The organism is Streptomyces nodosus, from assembly GCF_008704995.1.
GTDB lineage: Bacteria > Actinomycetota > Actinomycetes > Streptomycetales > Streptomycetaceae > Streptomyces > Streptomyces nodosus.
On record NZ_CP023747.1, the window covers coordinates 643,717 to 660,667 of the forward strand.

The window sequence follows — 16,951 nt, forward strand, 5'->3', positions numbered from 1 at the left end:
TGTTTCGCACGTAGTTGGGGTGGGCCCGGGTCAGGAATCCGACGACCGGCCGAGTTCGTTGTCGATGAAGGCGAAGATCTCCTCGGCGCTCGCCGCCTCGATCCGCTCCTCGACGGCCGGTCCGTTCCCGTCCGAGCCGGTGCCGTCCCAGGCGGCCAGCAGCCGCCGCAGCCGGCCCTCGACCCCGCGGCGGACGGCCTCGTCCACGCCGTCGGCGGACAGTTCCGCCTCCAGCCGGTCGAGCGCCGCCAGCGGGGATGCGGCGGTGCCGCTGCGGTCCTGGCCCGTCAGGGAGTCGGCCAGGTGCCGGGCGACGGCGGCGGGCGTCGGGTGGTCGAAGACCAGCGTGGACGGCAGCCGCACACCGGTGGCCGCGGAGAGCCGGGTGCGCAGTTCGACCGCCATCAGCGAGTCGAAGCCCAGCCGGCTGAAGTCCCGGTCGGCGGGGACCGCGTCGGCCCCGGAGTGACCGAGCACCCCGGCCGTCTCCTGGCGGACCAGGCCGACGAGGGTTTCGTGCCGCTGCTCGGCGCCGAGGCCGGCCAGTCGGCGGGTGAGCCCGTCGGCGCCGGCCGTGGCCGCCGCGCGACGCCGGGCGCGGACCAGGGAGCGCAGCACCGCGGGCACCTCGCCGGCGTCGGGGGCCGCGGCGGACCGGGAGACCCGGATCGCCACGGCCAGCGCCTCGTCGTGGCCGTTCGCCGCGTCGAACAGGGCGAGGCCCTGTCGTTCGGTGAGCGGCGGCATCCCGGAGCGTTCCATGCGCTCGAGGTCGGCGTCGCTGAGCGTGCCGGTCATGCCGGCGCCCTGGCCCCACGGTCCCCAGGCGAGCGACAGGGCGGGCAGGCCCTGGGCCGCACGGTGCGCGGCGAGCGCGTCGAGGAACGTGTTGGCGGCAGCGTAGTTGCCCTGTCCGGGGCCGCCGGTGACGCCGGCCACGGAGGAGTACAGGACGAATCCGGCGAGCGGCAGGGCCCGGGTCGCCTGGTGCAGATGCCAGGCGGCGTCCGCCTTGGGCCGCAGCACGGTGTCGAGCTGTTCGGCGGTGAGGGTGCCGATCGTGGCGTCGTCGAGGACGCCCGCCGTGTGCACGACCGCGGTCAGCGGGTGCTCGGCCGGCAGCCCGGCGAGCAGCGCGTCGACGGCGGACCGGTCGGAGACGTCGCAGGCCCGTACGGTGACCTCGGCGCCGAGCGCGGAGAGTTCCTTGCTCAGGGCGGTGGCCCCGGGTGCGTCGGGTCCGCGGCGGCCGGCCAGCAGCAGGTGCTTGATGCCGTGGCCGGTGACCAGGTGGCGGGCGAGTACGGCGCCGAGGCCTCCGGTGCCGCCGGTGATCAGTACGGTGCCGTCGCGGTCCCAGGCACGGACCTGGTCGGCGGCCGGGGCGGGCGTGGCCTCGGTGCGGGTGAGGCGGGCGACGGTGAGCGCGCCGCCGCGGACGGCGGCCTGGGTCTCGCCCGCGTCGAACAGGGCGGGCAGCGAGGCCAGGACGGCGGCGTCGGTCGCCTCGGCCGCGTCGGCCGGGTCGAGGTCGAGGAGCAGGAAGCACCCCGGGTTCTCGGACTGGGCGGAGCGGACCAGGCCCCAGACGGCTGCGGCCGCCAGATCGGTCACGTCCTCCCGGCCGGCCGCGACGGCGCCACGGGTGACGATCGCGAGGCGGGAGTCCGCGGTGCGGGGGTCGGAGGTCCAGCGGCGCAGCAGGTCCAGCACCCTCGTGGTGGCGGCGCGGACCGCGGCGGGCAGGTCGTGCCCCGCGGTGGGGCCGCCCTCGACCGGCAGCAGCATCAGCGACGGCAGGGGTGCCCCGCTGTCCAGCAGTTCGGCGAGCGAGTCCGCGCGGGTGACGAGGACGTTGTCCACCGCGGCGAGCGCGGTGTCCAGGCCGGGCAGCGCGTCGCCGAGCACCGTCCAGGGGCCGCTGTCGCCGGAGCGCGGGGCCGGGGCGGGCGCGACCCAGTCCAGGGCGAGCAGCGCGGCGTCGTCCGTGGCGGGGGCGCCGGTGACGGGTGCGGCGACGGTGGCGCCCAGGGTGACCGAGGCCACCGAGAGCACCGGGCCGCCCTGTGGGTCGGTCGCCTCCAGCGCCCAGGTGTCGTCGCCGGTGGCGGTGAGCCGTACCCGCAGGAGGACGGGGTGCGCGGCGTGCAGGACGAGCCCGTCCCAGGCGACGGCGTCGAGGGTGTCGTCTCCGGATCCGCCCCCGTCTCCTTCGAGGAGGACGGCGGCGCGGACCGCGGTGTCCAGGAGCGCCGGGTGCAGGGCGAACGCCTGCTCGGCCGGGCTCTGTTCGGTGATCTCGACCTCGGCGAAGACGTCCCCGCCGCGCCGCCAGGCGGCGCGCAGCACGGACGGGCCGGTGGGTTCGGGCAGCTCGTCGACCGGGGTGGCGTCGGCGGGCGGCCATACGGTGTCGGGCGTGGCGGCGGCGGGCGCGTCGGTGAGCATGGCGGTGGCCCGCTCGACCCAGGGGGCGTCGTCGCCGTCGGCGCGGGTGTGCACGGTGAGGGTGCGCCGGCCGGTCTCGTCGGGGACGCCCACCAGTACCTGGAGGCGCTGGGGGCGGTTCCCGGTGAGCGCCAGGGGTGCGCCGACGGTGAGGTTCTCGACGGTGGTGCGGTCGCAGGCCTCGGCGGCGTGCAGCGCGAGTTCGGCGAGGACCGCGGTGGGCAGGATGGTGGTGCCGTTCTCCGTGCGGCCGGTGAGCCAGGGCTGTGCGGCGGCGGACAGGCGCCCGCTGAGCAGCGTCTCGTCCGAGCCGGCGACCGATGTGGCGGCGGTGAGCAGCGGGTGCCCTCCGGCGTCCAGGCCCAGTCCGCCCGCGTCGCCGGGAGCGGCGGTGGTGTCGGGCCAGAAGCGGGTGCCCTGGAAGGCGTAGGTGGGCAGTTCGACGGTGCGGGCGCCGGTGCCGGCGAAGTGGGCGCTCCAGTCGGTGTCCAGGCCCGCGGTGTGCAGCCGGGCCAGGGCGGTGAGGACGGACACGGTCTCGTCGCGGTCCTTGCGCAGCGCCGGCACGACGACGGTGCCGGTGTCGGGCAGGGAGGCGGCGGCGAGCGCGGAGAGCACTCCGTCGGGGCCGATCTCCAGGAAGGCGGTCACACCCCGGTCGGCGAGCGCGCGGACACCGTCGGCGAAGCGCACCGCCTCACGGACGTGGCGCACCCAGTAGTCGGGGTGGGTGTGGGTGCCCGCGGAGGCGACCTCACCGGTCAGATTGGACACGACCGGGATCCGCGGCTCGTGGTACGAGAGCGTCTCCGCGACCGCCCGGAAGTCCTCCAGCATCGGGTCCATCAGCGACGAGTGGAACGCGTGGCTGACGCGCAGCCGGGTGGTGCGGCGGCCGTCCGACTCCAGGAGGGCGACCAGCTGGTCGACGCCGTCCTCGGGGCCGGAGACGACGACGGAGGTGGGGCCGTTGACGGCGGCGACGGCGACCCCGTCGTCGAGCAGCGGCAGCACCTCGTCCTCGGTGGCCTCGACGGCGGCCATGGCGCCGCCCCGGGGCAGCGCGTCCATGAGCCGGGCGCGGGCGGCGACCAGCCGGCAGGCGTCCTCCAGCGAGAACACCCCCGCCACATGCGCGGCCGCGATCTCACCGACCGAGTGACCGGCGACGAAGTCGGGGGTCACTCCCCAGGACTCCACCAGGCGGTAGAGGGCGACCTCGACCGCGAAGAGGGCGGGCTGGGTGAACGCGGTGGAGTTCAGGGCGGCTTCGTCGGTGCCCCACATCACCTCACGGACGGAGGTGCCGAGTTCGCTCTCCAGCAGGGCGGTGACGGAGTCGAAGACCTCGGCGAACACCGGGAAACGGGCGTGCAGTTCACGGCCCATGCCGAGGCGCTGGGCGCCCTGACCGGAGAACAGGAACGCCGGTGTGCGGGCGGTGCCGGCCTCGGCGCGCGCGGCCTCGGTGATGCCGTCGGGGCCCGCCAGCAGGACGGCCCGGTGCTCGAAGGAGGGCCGGCTCGTCACCAGGGACAGACCGATGTCGGCGCCGGACAGCTCCGGGTGCGCGGCGGCATGGGCGCGCAGCCGCTCCAGCTGGGCGTCGAGCGCCTGCTCGGAGCGGGCCGAGACGACCCACGGGGTGACGGCGGGCGTCACGGTGTCCTCGGCGGAGCGGTCGTCCGCGGTGGGCTCGGGGGCGCCCTCGAGGATGACATGGGCGTTGGTGCCGCTGATGCCGAAGGAGGACACACCGGCCCTGCGGACCCGGCCGGTCTCCGGCCAGGCGGTCTCCTCGGTGAGCAGCCGGACGGCGCCCAGGGACCAGTCGACGTGCGTGGACGGCTCGGTGACGTGCAGGGTGCGCGGGAGCGTGCCCTGGTGCATCGCCATGACCATCTTGACGAGTCCGGCGGCGCCGGCCGCGGACTGGGTGTGGCCGATGTTGGACTTCACCGAGCCGAGCAGCAGCGGCTGCTGCGGGTCACGGTCGGAGCCGTAGGTGGCGATCAGGGCCTGGGCCTCGATCGGGTCACCGAGCGGGGTGCCGGTGCCATGTGCCTCGACGGCGTCGACATCGCCGGGACGCAGACCGGCGTTGGCCAGTGCCTGCCGGATGACCCGCTGCTGGGAGGGGCCGTTGGGGGCGGTCAGGCCGTTGGAGGCACCGTCCTGGTTCACCGCGGAGCCACGCACCACGGCGAGCACCCGGTGTCCGGCGCGGCGGGCGTCGGAGAGGCGCTCCAGGACGAGTACCGCCGCGCCCTCGGACCAGCCGGTGCCGTCGGCGGAGTCGGAGAACGCCTTGCAGCGTCCGTCGTGGGCGAGACCGCCCATCTTGGAGAACCCGGTGAAGTTGGCCGGGGTGGTCATCACGGTGACACCACCGGCGAGCGCCATGGTGCACTCCCCCGATCGCAGTGCCTGCGCGGCGAGGTGCAGCGAGACCAGGGAGGAGGAGCAGGCGGTGTCGACCGAGAGGGCGGGGCCCTCCAGGCCGAGCGTGTAGGAGAGGCGGCCGGAGACCACGCTCACGGCGAGGCCGGTGGTGGCGTGGCTGGCGATGTCGTCGCGGGAGCGCATGACCAGACCGGAGTAGTCCTGGCCGCTGACGCCCATGAAGACACCGGTACGGCTGCCGCGCAGGGCGGTCGGGTCCAGTCCGGCGCGCTCCACGGCCTCCCAGGTGACTTCGAGCAGGATGCGCTGCTGCGGGTCCATGGCGAGGGCCTCGCGCGGTGCGATGCCGAAGAAGTCGGCGTCGAAGTCAGCGATGTCGCTGAGGAATCCGCCCTGCCCGGACAGGTCGCCCGGCTCGCCGCCGATGGTCGACGACTCCCACTCCCGGTCGGCGGGGAAGCCGGTGATGGCGTCGGTGCCGGAGGCCACCAGGTCCCACAGTTCCTCGGGCGATCCCACGCCGCCCGGGAAGCGGCAGCCCATCCCGACGATGACCACGGGGTCGTCGTCGGACGCGGCGGCGGCGGTCTGGGGGGCGGCGAAGGCCTCCGCGGCGTCGGCGCCGAGCAGTTCGTCCAGGAGGTGCTCGGCGAGCTGCTGGGGCGTCGGGTAGTCGAAGACCAGGGTGGCGGTCAGGGTGAGTCCTGAGGCCTTGCCGAGCCGGTTGCGCAGCTCGATCGCGGTGAGCGAGTCGAAGCCCAGGCCACGGAACTCACGGCGGGCGTCGACGGCGTCGGCGGAACCGTGCCCGAGCACCGTGGCGGCCTCGGCCCGTACCAGGTCGACCACGAACGGCAGGCGCTGCTCCTCGGGCAGGACGGCCAGCCGCTCGGCGAGTCCGGCGCGGGCGACCGCGGCGGCGCCGGCCTTGGCCCGGCGTCCGCCGGTGCGGACCAGTCCGCGCAGGATCGCGGGGACGCTCATGCCGGGCGGCAGCGAGCCGCCACCGCCGAGGCCCAGCGGCACCACCAGCGGTTCGTCGGCGAGGGTGGCCGCGTCGTACAGGGCAAGGCCCCGCTCGACGGACAGCAGCGGCATGCCGCTGTTGTCGTTGATGCGGCGCATGTCCTCGTCGCTCAGTCCGCTCGTCATGCCGCTGCCCTGCTCCCAGGCGTTCCAGGCGAGGGAGGTGGCGGGCAGGCCGAGCGACTGACGGTGCGCGGCGAGGGCGTCCAGGAAGGTGTTGCCCGCCGCGTAGTTGGCCTGACCCGGGCTGCCGAAGACGCCGGAGGTCGAGGAGTAGAGGACGAAGGCGGCCAGGTCGAGATCGCGGGTGAGGTCGTGCAGATGCCAGGCGGCATCGACCTTCGGCCGCATGACGGTGTCGAGGCGATCGGGGGTGAGGGAGGCGAGGATGCCGTCGTCCAGGACACCCGCCGTGTGCACCACCGCGGTCAGCGGGCGCTCGGCCGGAACGGAGGCGAGCAGCCCGGCCAGGGCATCACGGTCGGCGACATCACACGCGGCGACCCTGGCCTCGGCACCCAGTTCGGCCAGTGCCTGGACGAGGTCGGCGGCGCCGGGGGCATCGGGTCCGCGGCGGCTGGTCAGCAGCAGGTGCTTGATGCCGTGCTCGGCGACCAAGTGGCGGGCCAGCGCGGAGGCGAGGCCACCGGTACCGCCGGTGACCAGGACGGTGCCCTCGGGGTCCATGGCCCGGGGCATGGTCAGCACGATCTTGCCGATGTGCTTGGCCATGCTCATGAAGCGGAAGGCCTCACGGGATCGGCGGACGTCCCAGGCACGGACCGGCAGCGGGGACAGTACGTCCCGCTCGAAGAGGTCGACCAGGTCGAGCAGCATCTGCTGGATGTGGTCGGGGTCGACCATGCCCAGGTCGAAGAACCGGTAGGTGATGCCGTCCGACGCGGCGTCGGAGTCCCGGATGTCGGTCTTGCCCATCTCCAGGAACCGGCCGCCCGTGCCGAGCAGCCGCATCGACGCGTCGACGAACTCCCCGGCCAGCGCGTTCAGGACGACATCGAGGCCCTTGTCCCCCGCGACCTCGGTGAACGCCGTCTCAAAGTCGAGGGTGCGCGAGGAGGCGATGTGGTCGTCGGCGACCCCGAGGGAGCGCAGTACGTCCCACTTGCCCTCGCTGGCCGTCGCGAAGACCTCCGCACCGAGATGGTGGGCGATCTGGATGGCCGCCATGCCGACACCACCGGCGCCGGCGTGGATCAGTATCTTCTCCCCCGGCCGCAGCCCGGCGAGGTCCTTCAGCGCGTGGTAAGCGGTGAGGAACACCAGCGGCACGGACGACGCGGTCTCCCAGGACCAGTCGTCGGGAACCCGGGTCAGCAGACGCTCGTCGGCGACGCCCAGCGGGCCGAAACCGCCGAACACCATGCCCATGACCCGGTCGCCGGGGGCGAGCCCGGTGACATCCGGGCCGACCTCGCTGACTACGCCCGCGCCCTCGGAGCCGAACAGGCCCGCCTCACCGGGATACATGCCGAGCGCGTTGAGGACATCGCGGAAGTTGAGGCCCGCGGCACGGATACCGATGCGCACCTCGCGGCCGGTGAGCGGTGTCACCGCCTCCGGGTACGGCAGCAGGGCGAGACCGTCGAGGCTGCCCTTGGCGCGGCAGCCCAACCGCCACGGCGTCCCGGCCGGCGGAACGAGGGAGGTGCCGGACTCCAGCCGGGCGAGCCGGCCGACCCGGACCGTGCCCTCACGGACGACGGCCTGCGGCTCCTCCGCGTCGAACAGCCCCGCAAGCAGCGGCAGTCGGGCGAGCGAGTCGGCGGTGTCGTCGACATCCGCCAGCAGCAGCCGGCCCGGGTTCTCGGACTGGGCGGAACGCACCAGACCCCACACAGGAGCGGCCGCCAGATCGACCGCACCACGCTCACCGTCGGCAACCGCGTTCCGGGTGACCACCACAAGCCGGGAGGAGGCGAAGGCGGGCTCGGCCAGCCACCCCTGCACCAGGGCCAGCACCTCGTGGGCCAGCTCATGAGCGTCGTCGGGTCCCGCGTCGGCGTCGCCCCGCACCGTCACGGCGACCATGTCGGGCACGGCCCCCGACCGGGCGGCCAGCTCCTCGATCGTCGCGGCCGGAGCATGCACTCCCGCCACCGCCTCGGAGTCACCGGCCAGCGCGGCCGTCAGGCCGAACGGGTCCTCGCCCAGCACCGCCCAGGTGGCAGGGGCGGCAGGCGCCCCGAGCGTACGGGCGGTCCAGTCGACCCGGAGCAGGGAGTTGGAGTCGTCACGGCGCGGCTCGGCAGCGTCGCCCGGGCCCGCGGCACGCAGCGTCAGCGACTCCACGGAGACCACGGGCTGACCGCCCGGGTCGACCGCGGCGATCTGGACCGTGTCCTCGCCGCAGGAGGCGATCCGCACCCGCAGGGTGCTCGCCCCGTCCGCGTGCAGGGACACGCCCTCCCAGGCGAACGGCAGCAGACTGCGGGTGTCGCCCTCGGCGGACAGGAAGACCGTGGAGTGCAGGGCGGCGTCGAAGAGCGCCGGGTGCAGACCGAAGGCGTCGGCGTCCTCGACCGACTCGGGCAGCGCGACCTCGGCGTAGACCGTGTCGTCCTGACGCCAGACGGCACGCAGTCCACGGAAGACCGGGCCGTACTCCAGACCGTCCGCGGCATAGCGCTCGAACATGCCGTCGATGTCGATCGCCTCGGCGTCGCGCGGCGGCCACACCGTGGCGTCGAAATCGATGACCTGCTCACCCGAGCCGATGCGGCCGGTGGCGTGCTGGGTCCATTCGGCGTCGAAGTCCTCACCGGGCCGGGTGAAGAAACGCAGCTCGCGAGAGCCCTCCTCGTCGGCGGCGCCCACGGAGATCTGCACCTGGACCGCGCCCGTAGCGGGCAGCACCAGCGGCGCGGCGATCATCAGTTCCTCGACCCGGTCACAGCCGGCCTGGTCCGCGGCGCGCACCGCCAGCTCCAGGAACCCGGTACCGGGGAAGAAGATCATGCCGCCGACGACATGGTCGGCCAGCCAGGGATGGGTGGCGGCCGACAGGGAGCCGGTCAGCAGGAGTTCGTCGGAGCCCGCCACCGACATGGCGGCACCGAGCAGCGGGTGGTCGGCCGAGGCCAGACCGAGGCCGGTGGCGTCCAGGGCGGCGGGGGCCGCCTTGGGCCAGTAACGCTCGTGCTGGAAGGCGTAGGTGGGCACGTCGGCGATGCGGGCGCCGGCGCCGGACAGCGGGGCCGACCAGTCGACGTCGACCCCGGCGACGTACAGCCGGGCGACACCGCTGAGGACGGACACGGTCTCGTCGCGGTCCTTGCGCAGCGCCGGCACGACGACGGTGTCGGTGTCGGTCAGGGAGGCGGCGGCGAGCGCGGAGAGCACTCCGTCGGGGCCGATCTCCAGCAAGGCGGTCACGCCCCGGTCGGCCAGCCCGCGGACACCGTCGGCGAACCGCACGGCCTCACGGACATGACGCACCCAGTAGTCGGGGTGGGTGTGTACGCCCGCAGCGGCGACCTCACCGGTCAGGTTGGACACGACCGGGATCCGCGGCTCGTGGTACGAGAGCGTCTCCGCGACCGCCCGGAAGTCCTCCAGCATCGGGTCCATCAAGGGCGAGTGGAAGGCATGACTCACCCGCAGACGGCTGGTGCGGCGGCCCTGCGCGGCAAGCTGCTCGGCGACCGCCAGGGTGGCCTGCTCCTCACCCGAAACGACCACAGACGTCGGGCCGTTGACCGCGGCCACAGCCACGCCCTCGGTCAGCAGCGGCAGCACCTCGTCCTCGGTCGCCTCCACCGCGACCATGGCACCACCACTCGGCAACGCCTGCATCAGCCCCGCACGCGCGGCCACCAGCCGGCAGGCGTCCTCCAGCGAGAACACCCCCGCCACATGCGCCGCCGCGATCTCACCGACCGAGTGACCGGCCACGAAGTCGGGGGTCACTCCCCAGGACTCCACCAGACGGTAGAGGGCGACCTCGACCGCGAACAGGGCGGGCTGGGTGAACGCGGTGGCGTTCAGGGCGCCTTCGTCGGTGCCCCACATCACCTCACGGACGGAGGTGTCGAGTTCGCTCTCCAGCAGGGCGGTGACGGAGTCGAAGGCCTCGGCGAACACCGGGAAACGGGCGTGCAGTTCACGCCCCATGCCGAGGCGCTGGGCGCCCTGACCGGAGAACAGGAAGGCACTGCGGTGCGGTTCGGCGACGCCCCGGGCGACCTCGGTGAGGGTGCCGTCGGCTGCGAGCAGGACCGCCCGGTGCTCGAAGTCGGCTCGGCCGGTGGCCAGGGTGTAGGCGGTGTCGAGCGCGGGCAGCGCGTCGGCGGACTCCCGCAGCCGCTCCGCCTGGTCGTCGAGCGCGCCCTCGGACTTCGCCGAGACGGGCCAGGCGACGGCGCCGGGCACGGGCCGGTCGGCGACAGGCGCGGGCACCGGCTCGTCGGGGGCGCCCTCGAGGATGACATGGGCGTTGGTGCCGCTGATGCCGAAGGAGGACACACCGGCCCTGCGGACCCGGCCCGTCTCCGGCCAGGCGGTCTCCTCGGTGAGCACCTGTACGGCGCCCAGGGACCAGTCGACATGCGTGGACGGCTCGGTGATGTGCAGGGTGCGCGGCAGCACGCCGTTGCGCATCGCCATGACCATCTTGACGAGCCCGGCGACACCGGCGGCGGCCTGGGTGTGGCCGATGTTGGACTTCACCGAGCCGAGCAGCAGCGGCTGCTGCGGGTCACGGTCGGAGCCATAGGTGGCCAGCAGGGCCTGGGCCTCGATCGGGTCACCGAGCGGAGTGCCGGTGCCATGCGCCTCGACGGCGTCGACATCGCCGGGACGCAGACCGGCGTTGGCCAGTGCCTGCCGGATGACCCGCTGCTGGGAGGGGCCGTTGGGGGCGGTCAGGCCGTTGGAGGCACCGTCCTGGTTCACCGCGGAGCCACGCACCACGGCGAGCACCCGGTGTCCGGCGCGGCGGGCGTCGGAGAGGCGCTCCACCACGAGCACGGCCGCGCCCTCGGACCAGCCGGTGCCGTCGGCGGAGTCGGAGAACGCCTTGCAGCGTCCGTCCTGGGCGAGACCGCCCATCCGGGAGAACCCGGCGAAGTTGGCGGGGGTGGTCATCACGGTGACACCACCCACCAGAGCCATGCTGCACTCCCCCGACCGCAGCGCCTGCGCGGCGAGATGCAGCGACACCAGGGAGGAGGAACAGGCCGTGTCGACCGAGAGGGCGGGACCCTCCAGGCCGAGCGCGTAGGAGAGTCGGCCGGAGACCACACTGACGGCCAGACCGGCGGTGGCGTGGCCCGCGACGTCGTCACGGGACCCCATGACCAGGCTGGAGTAGTCCTGGCCGTTGACGCCCATGAAGACACCGGTGCGGCTGCCGCGCAGGGCGGTCGGGTCGACCCCGGCGCGCTCGATGGCCTCCCAGGTGACCTCGAGCAGGATGCGCTGCTGCGGGTCCATGGCCAGGGCCTCGCGCGGCGAGATCCCGAAGAAGTCCGCGTCGAAGCCGGCGATGTCGCTCAGGAACCCGCCCTGCGCGGACACGCCGCCGGCCTCACCGGCGACGAGCCTCGACGATTCCCACTCGCGATCGGCGGGGAAGCCGGTGATGGCGTCGGAACCGGACGCCAGGAGGTCCCACAGGTCCTCGGGCGATCCGACGCCACCCGGGAAGCGGCAGCCCATCCCGACGATGACCACGGGATCGTCGTGCACATCGGCAGCGCTCTGAGAGGCGGCGAAGACCTCGATGGCGTCGGCGCCGAGGAGTTCGTCCAGGAGATGGTCGGCGAGCTGCTCGGGCGTCGGGTAGTCGAAGACGAGCGTGGCGGGGAGGGTGAGACCGGTCGCCTTGCCGAGCCGGTTGCGCAGCTCGATCGCGGTGAGCGAGTCGAAGCCGAGACCACGGAACTCACGACGGGAGTCCACGGCGTCGGCGGAACCGTGCCCGAGGACCGCGGCGGCCTCCGCACGCACCAGGTCCACGACGAACGGCCGACGCTGCTCCTCGGGCAGGACGGCCAGCCGCTCGGCCAGTCCGGCGCGGGCGACCGCGGCGGTGGCCGCCCGGGCGCGGCGTCCACCGGTGCGGACCAGTCCGCGCAGGATCGCGGGGACGCCGGCACCGGCGGGCAACGGGCCACCGCCGCCCAGACCGAGCGGCACCACCAGCGGCTCGTCGGCGAGCATGGCGGCGTCGTACAGGGCAAGGCCCCGCTCGACGGACAGCAGCGGCATCCCACCGGCGTCGCTGATGCGGCGTGCGTCCTGACCGCTCAACTGGCCGGTCATGCCGACGCCTTGTTCCCAGGCTCCCCAGGCGAGGGAGGTGGCGGGCAGACCGAGGGACTGACGGTGCGCGGCAAGCGCGTCCAGGAAGGTGTTGCCCGCCGCGTAGTTGGCCTGACCGGGGCTGCCCATGACACCGGCCGTCGAGGAGTACAGGACGAAGGCGGCCAGGTCGAGGTCGCGGGTGAGGTCGTGCAGATGCCAGGCGGCATCGACCTTCGGCCGCATGACCGAGTCGAGACGGTCCGGGGTGAGCGAGGGGAAGATGCCGTCGTCCAGGACACCCGCCGTGTGCACCACCGCGGTCAGCGGGTGCTCCGCCGGAACGGAGGCCAACAGCGCGGCCAGAGCTTCACGGTCGGCGACATCACATGCGGCGACCCTGGCCTCGGCACCCAGTTCGGCCAGCGCCTGGACGAGGTCGGCGGCACCCGGGGCGTCGGGCCCACGACGGCTGGTCAGCAGCAGATGCCTGATGTCGTGCTCGGCGACCAAGTGGCGGGCCAGCGCGGAGGCGAGGCCGCCGGTGCCACCGGTGACCAGGACGGTCCCCTCGGGGTCCAGGGCGCGGGCGGAAGAGTCACCGGACTCCAGCCGGGCGAGCCGGCCGACCCGGACCGTGCCCTCACGGACGACGGCCTGCGGCTCCTCCGCGTCGAACAGCCCCGCAAGCAGCGGCAGTCGGGCGAGCGAGTCGGCGGTGTCGTCGACATCCGCCAGCAGCAGCCGGCCCGGGTTCTCGGACTGGGCGGAACGCACCAGACCCCACACAGGAGCGGCGGCCAGATCGACCGCACCACGCTCACCGTCGGCGACCGCATCCCGGGTGACCACCACAAGCCGGGAGGAGGCGAAGGCGGGCTCGGCCAGCCACCCCTGCACCAGGGCCAGCACCTCACGCGTCAGCTCGCGAGCGGCTTCGGGTCCCCCATCGGCGTCACCGCGCACCGTCACGGCGACCATGTCGGGCACCGCCCCGGACCGGGCGGCCAGCTCCTCGAGCGTCGCGGCCGGAGCATGCACTCCCGCCACCGCCTCGGAGTCACCGGCCAGCGCGGCCGTCAGGCCGAACGGGTCCTCGCCCAGCACCGCCCAGGTGGCGGGCGCAGCCGGCGCCGCCACCGTACGAGGCGTCCAGTCGACGCGGAACAGCGAGTTGGCCTCCTCACGGCGCGACGCGGCGCCGGCTCCCGAGTCCGCGGCGCGCAGCGTCAGCGACTCCACGGAGAGGACCGGCTGACCCGCCGGGTCGACCGCCGCGATCTCCACCGTGTCCTCGCCGCAGGAGGCGATCCGCACCCGCAGGGTGCTCGCCCCGTCCGCGTGCAGGGACACGCCCTCCCAGGCGAACGGCAGCAGTCCACTGTCGTCGGACAGGAAGGCGGTGCCGTGCAGGGCGGCGTGCAGCAGGGCCGGGTGCAGACCGAAGGCACCGGCGTCCTCGACGGAGTCGGGCAGTTCGACCTCGGCGTAGACCGTGTCGTCCTGGCGCCAGGCGGCGCGCAGTCCGCGGAAGACCGGGCCGTACTCCAGACCGTCGGAGGCGAAGCGGTCGAACAGTTCCTCGATGTCGACGGCCTCGGAGTCGCGCGGCGGCCACACCGTGGTGTCGAAGCCGAGGACGTGCTCGCCGGAGGCGATGCGGCCGGTGGCGTGCTGGGTCCACTCGGCGTCGAAGTCCTCACCGGGCCGGGTGAAGAAGCGCAGCTCACGGGAGCCGTCCTCGCCGGCGGCGCCGACGGAGATCTGCATCTGCACGGCGCCCGTGGCGGGCAGCACGAGCGGGGTGGCGACGGTCAGTTCCTGGACCCGGTCGCAGCCGGCCTGGTCGGCGGCGCGCACCGCCAGCTCCAGGAACCCGGTACCGGGGAAGACGACCATGCCGTCGACGCTGTGGTCGGCGAGCCAGGGGTGGGTGGCGAGCGACAGGGTGCCGGTGAGCAGGAGTTCGTCGGAACCGGCCACCGACATCGCGGCGCCCAGCAGCGGATGGTCGGCGGAGGCGAGGCCGAGACCGGTGGCGTCGACAGCGGTCGCGGTCGCCTTGGGCCAGTAACGCTCGTGCTGGAAGGCGTAGGTGGGCAGTTCGCCGGTGCGGGCACCGGTGCCGTCGTGGAACGCGGCCCAGTCGACCGTGACACCGGCCGTGTGCAGCCGGGCCAGCGCGGTGACGGCGCTGTGCTCCTCGGGGCGGTCCTTGCGCAGGAACGGGACGGTGAGGGCGGTGGCGGACTGCTGGGCCAGGGCGGCGAGCACACCGTCGGGGCCGAGTTCGAGCAGGACGTCGGCGCCGGCCTCGGCGAGCGCGCGGACGCCGTCGGCGAACCGGACGGCCTCGCGGACATGACGCACCCAGTACTCCGGGCTGGTCAACTGCCCGTCGGCGGCGAGGGTACCGGTCAGGTTGGAGACGACCGGGAGCTGTGGCTCGTCGTAGGAGAGTGTCTCGGCGACCGCGCGGAAGTCGTCGAGCATGGGGTCCATCAGCGGCGAGTGGAAGGCATGGCTCACCCGCAGACGGCTGGTACGACGCCCCTTCGCCGCCAACTGCTCGGCGACCGCGAGAGTGGCCTTCTCCTCACCCGAAACGACCACAGACGTCGGGCCGTTGACCGCGGCGACAGCCACGCCCTCGGTCAGCAGCGGCAGCACCTCGTCCTCGGTCGCCTCCACGGCGACCATGGCACCACCACTCGGCAGCGCCTGCATCAGCCCGGCACGTGCGGCCACCAGACGGCAGGCGTCCTCCAGCGAGAACACCCCCGCCACATGCGCCGCCGCGATCTCACCGATGGAGTGGCCGGCGACGAAGTCGGGGGTGACGCCCCAGGACTCCACCAGGCGGTAGAGGGCGACCTCGACCGCGAACAGGGCGGGCTGGGTGAAGCCCGTCTCGTTCAGCGGGGCTTCCTCCTCGCCCCAGATGATGTCGCCGAGGCTCGCGTCGAGTTCCTCGTCGAGCAGATCCAGGACCTGGTCCAGGGCTTCGGCGAACACCGGGAAGCGGGCGTGCAGTTCACGGCCCATGCCGAGGCGCTGGGCGCCCTGCCCGGAGAACAGGAAGGCGCTGCGGGTGCGGCCGACGGGCCGGCCCTCGTGGGCGTCCGGGGCGGGGTCCCCCGCCAGCCAGGAGGTGAGCGCCTCACGGCCGGCGGTGCCGTCCGCGCCGGTGACGACGGCGAGTCTGTGCTCCAGGGACGCGCGGGTGGTGGCCAGCGAGTACCCGGTGTCCAGCGCGCCGGGGGCACCGGGGGCGTCCAGATGGGCGAGGAGGGCGGCGGCCTGCTCGCGCAGGGCGGCGGCGGAGCGCGCCGAGAGCACCCAGGGCAGGACACCGGCGGTGCGGGGCGCGGCCGGTGCCTCGTCCGACGGGTCGGCCGGCGCCTCTTCCGGCTGATGGGCGGGAGTCTGAGGCGCCTGCTCGACGATGACATGGGCGTTGGTGCCGCTGACGCCGAAGGAGGAGACGCCGGAGCGGCGGGGGCGGTCGGGCGCGGTGGGCCAGGGGCGGTTCTCGGTGAGCAGCTCGACCTTGCCCGCCGTCCAGTCGACATGGGTGGAGGGCCGGTCGACGTGCAGGGTCTTCGGCAGCACCTCGTTGCGCATCGCCATGATCATCTTCATGATCCCGGCGACACCGGACGCGGCCTGGGTGTGGCCCATGTTCGACTTGATCGAGCCGAGCAGCAGGGGCTGTTCACGGTCCTGGCCGTAGGTGGCGAGGATGCTCTGGGCCTCGATGGGGTCGCCGAGCGGAGTGCCGGTGCCGTGCGCCTCGACCACGTCGACATCGGCCGGGTTCAGGCCCGCGTTGGAGAGGGCCTGCCGGATGACGCGCTGCTGGGAGGGGCCGTTGGGGGCGGTGAAGCCGTTGGAGGCACCGTCCTGGTTGACGGCGGAGCCGCGGATGACGGCGAGCACGGGGTGGCCGTTGCGCTGGGCGTCGGAGAGGCGCTCCAGGGCGAGCACGGCCGCGCCCTCGGACCAGCCGGTACCGTCCGCGGAGTCGGAGAACGCCTTGCAGCGACCGTCCCCGGCGAGACCGCCCTGCCGGCTGAACTCGACCAGGGAGCCCGGCGTCGACATCACATTGACGCCGCCGGCCAGCGCCAGGGTGCACTCGCCGTTGCGCAGCGACTGCACGGCGAGGTGCAGCGCCACCAGCGAGGAGGAGCAGGCGGTGTCGACGGTGATCGCCGGCCCCTCCAGGCCGAAGGTGTACGACAGCCGGCCGGAGACGGCACTGGCGGCGATGCCGGTGCCGACGTCCCCGGTGGCGTCGTCCAGGGACCGCACCAGCAGATAGGCGTAGTCCTGCCCGTTGGTGCCGATGAACGTGCCGGTGCGGGTGCCGCGCAGCCGGGTGGCGTCGATGCGGGCGCGCTCGATCGCCTCCCAGGCCGTCTCCAGGAGCAGCCGCTGCTGCGGGTCCATGGTGACGGCCTCGCGCGGCGAGATCCCGAAGAAGCCGGGGTCGAAGTCGGCGATGGAGTCCAGGAATCCGCCCCGCTGGCTGACGGAGGTGTCCCGGTCGTCGATGCCGCTGGTGCGCAGCGCCTCCAGGTCCCAGCCCCGGTCGTCCGGGAACTCGGAGATCACATCGGTGCCGCCGGCGACCATCTCCCACAGGGCCTGCGGGGAGTCGACGCCGCCGGGGAAGCGGCAGCCCATGCCGACCACGGCGATCGGCTCCCGGGCCGCGGCCACGATCGTCCGGTTGCGGCGTCGCAGCCGCTCGGTCTCCTTGACCGCGGCGCGCAGTGCCGCAACTACGTTCTCAGCGGGGGCGTTCATC

The 16,951-nt window shown here is 73.9% G+C and carries 1 protein-coding gene; it reads right to left on the bottom strand.

The genetic code is table 11. The features are described 5' to 3' along the window. Window positions 1-30: 30 nt before the first annotated feature. On the bottom strand, window positions 31-16,950 hold the full coding sequence (locus CP978_RS03080) for a type I polyketide synthase (protein WP_052453975.1): 16,920 nt from the start codon (window positions 16,948-16,950) through the stop codon (window positions 31-33). Window position 16,951: the final 1 nt, after the last annotated feature.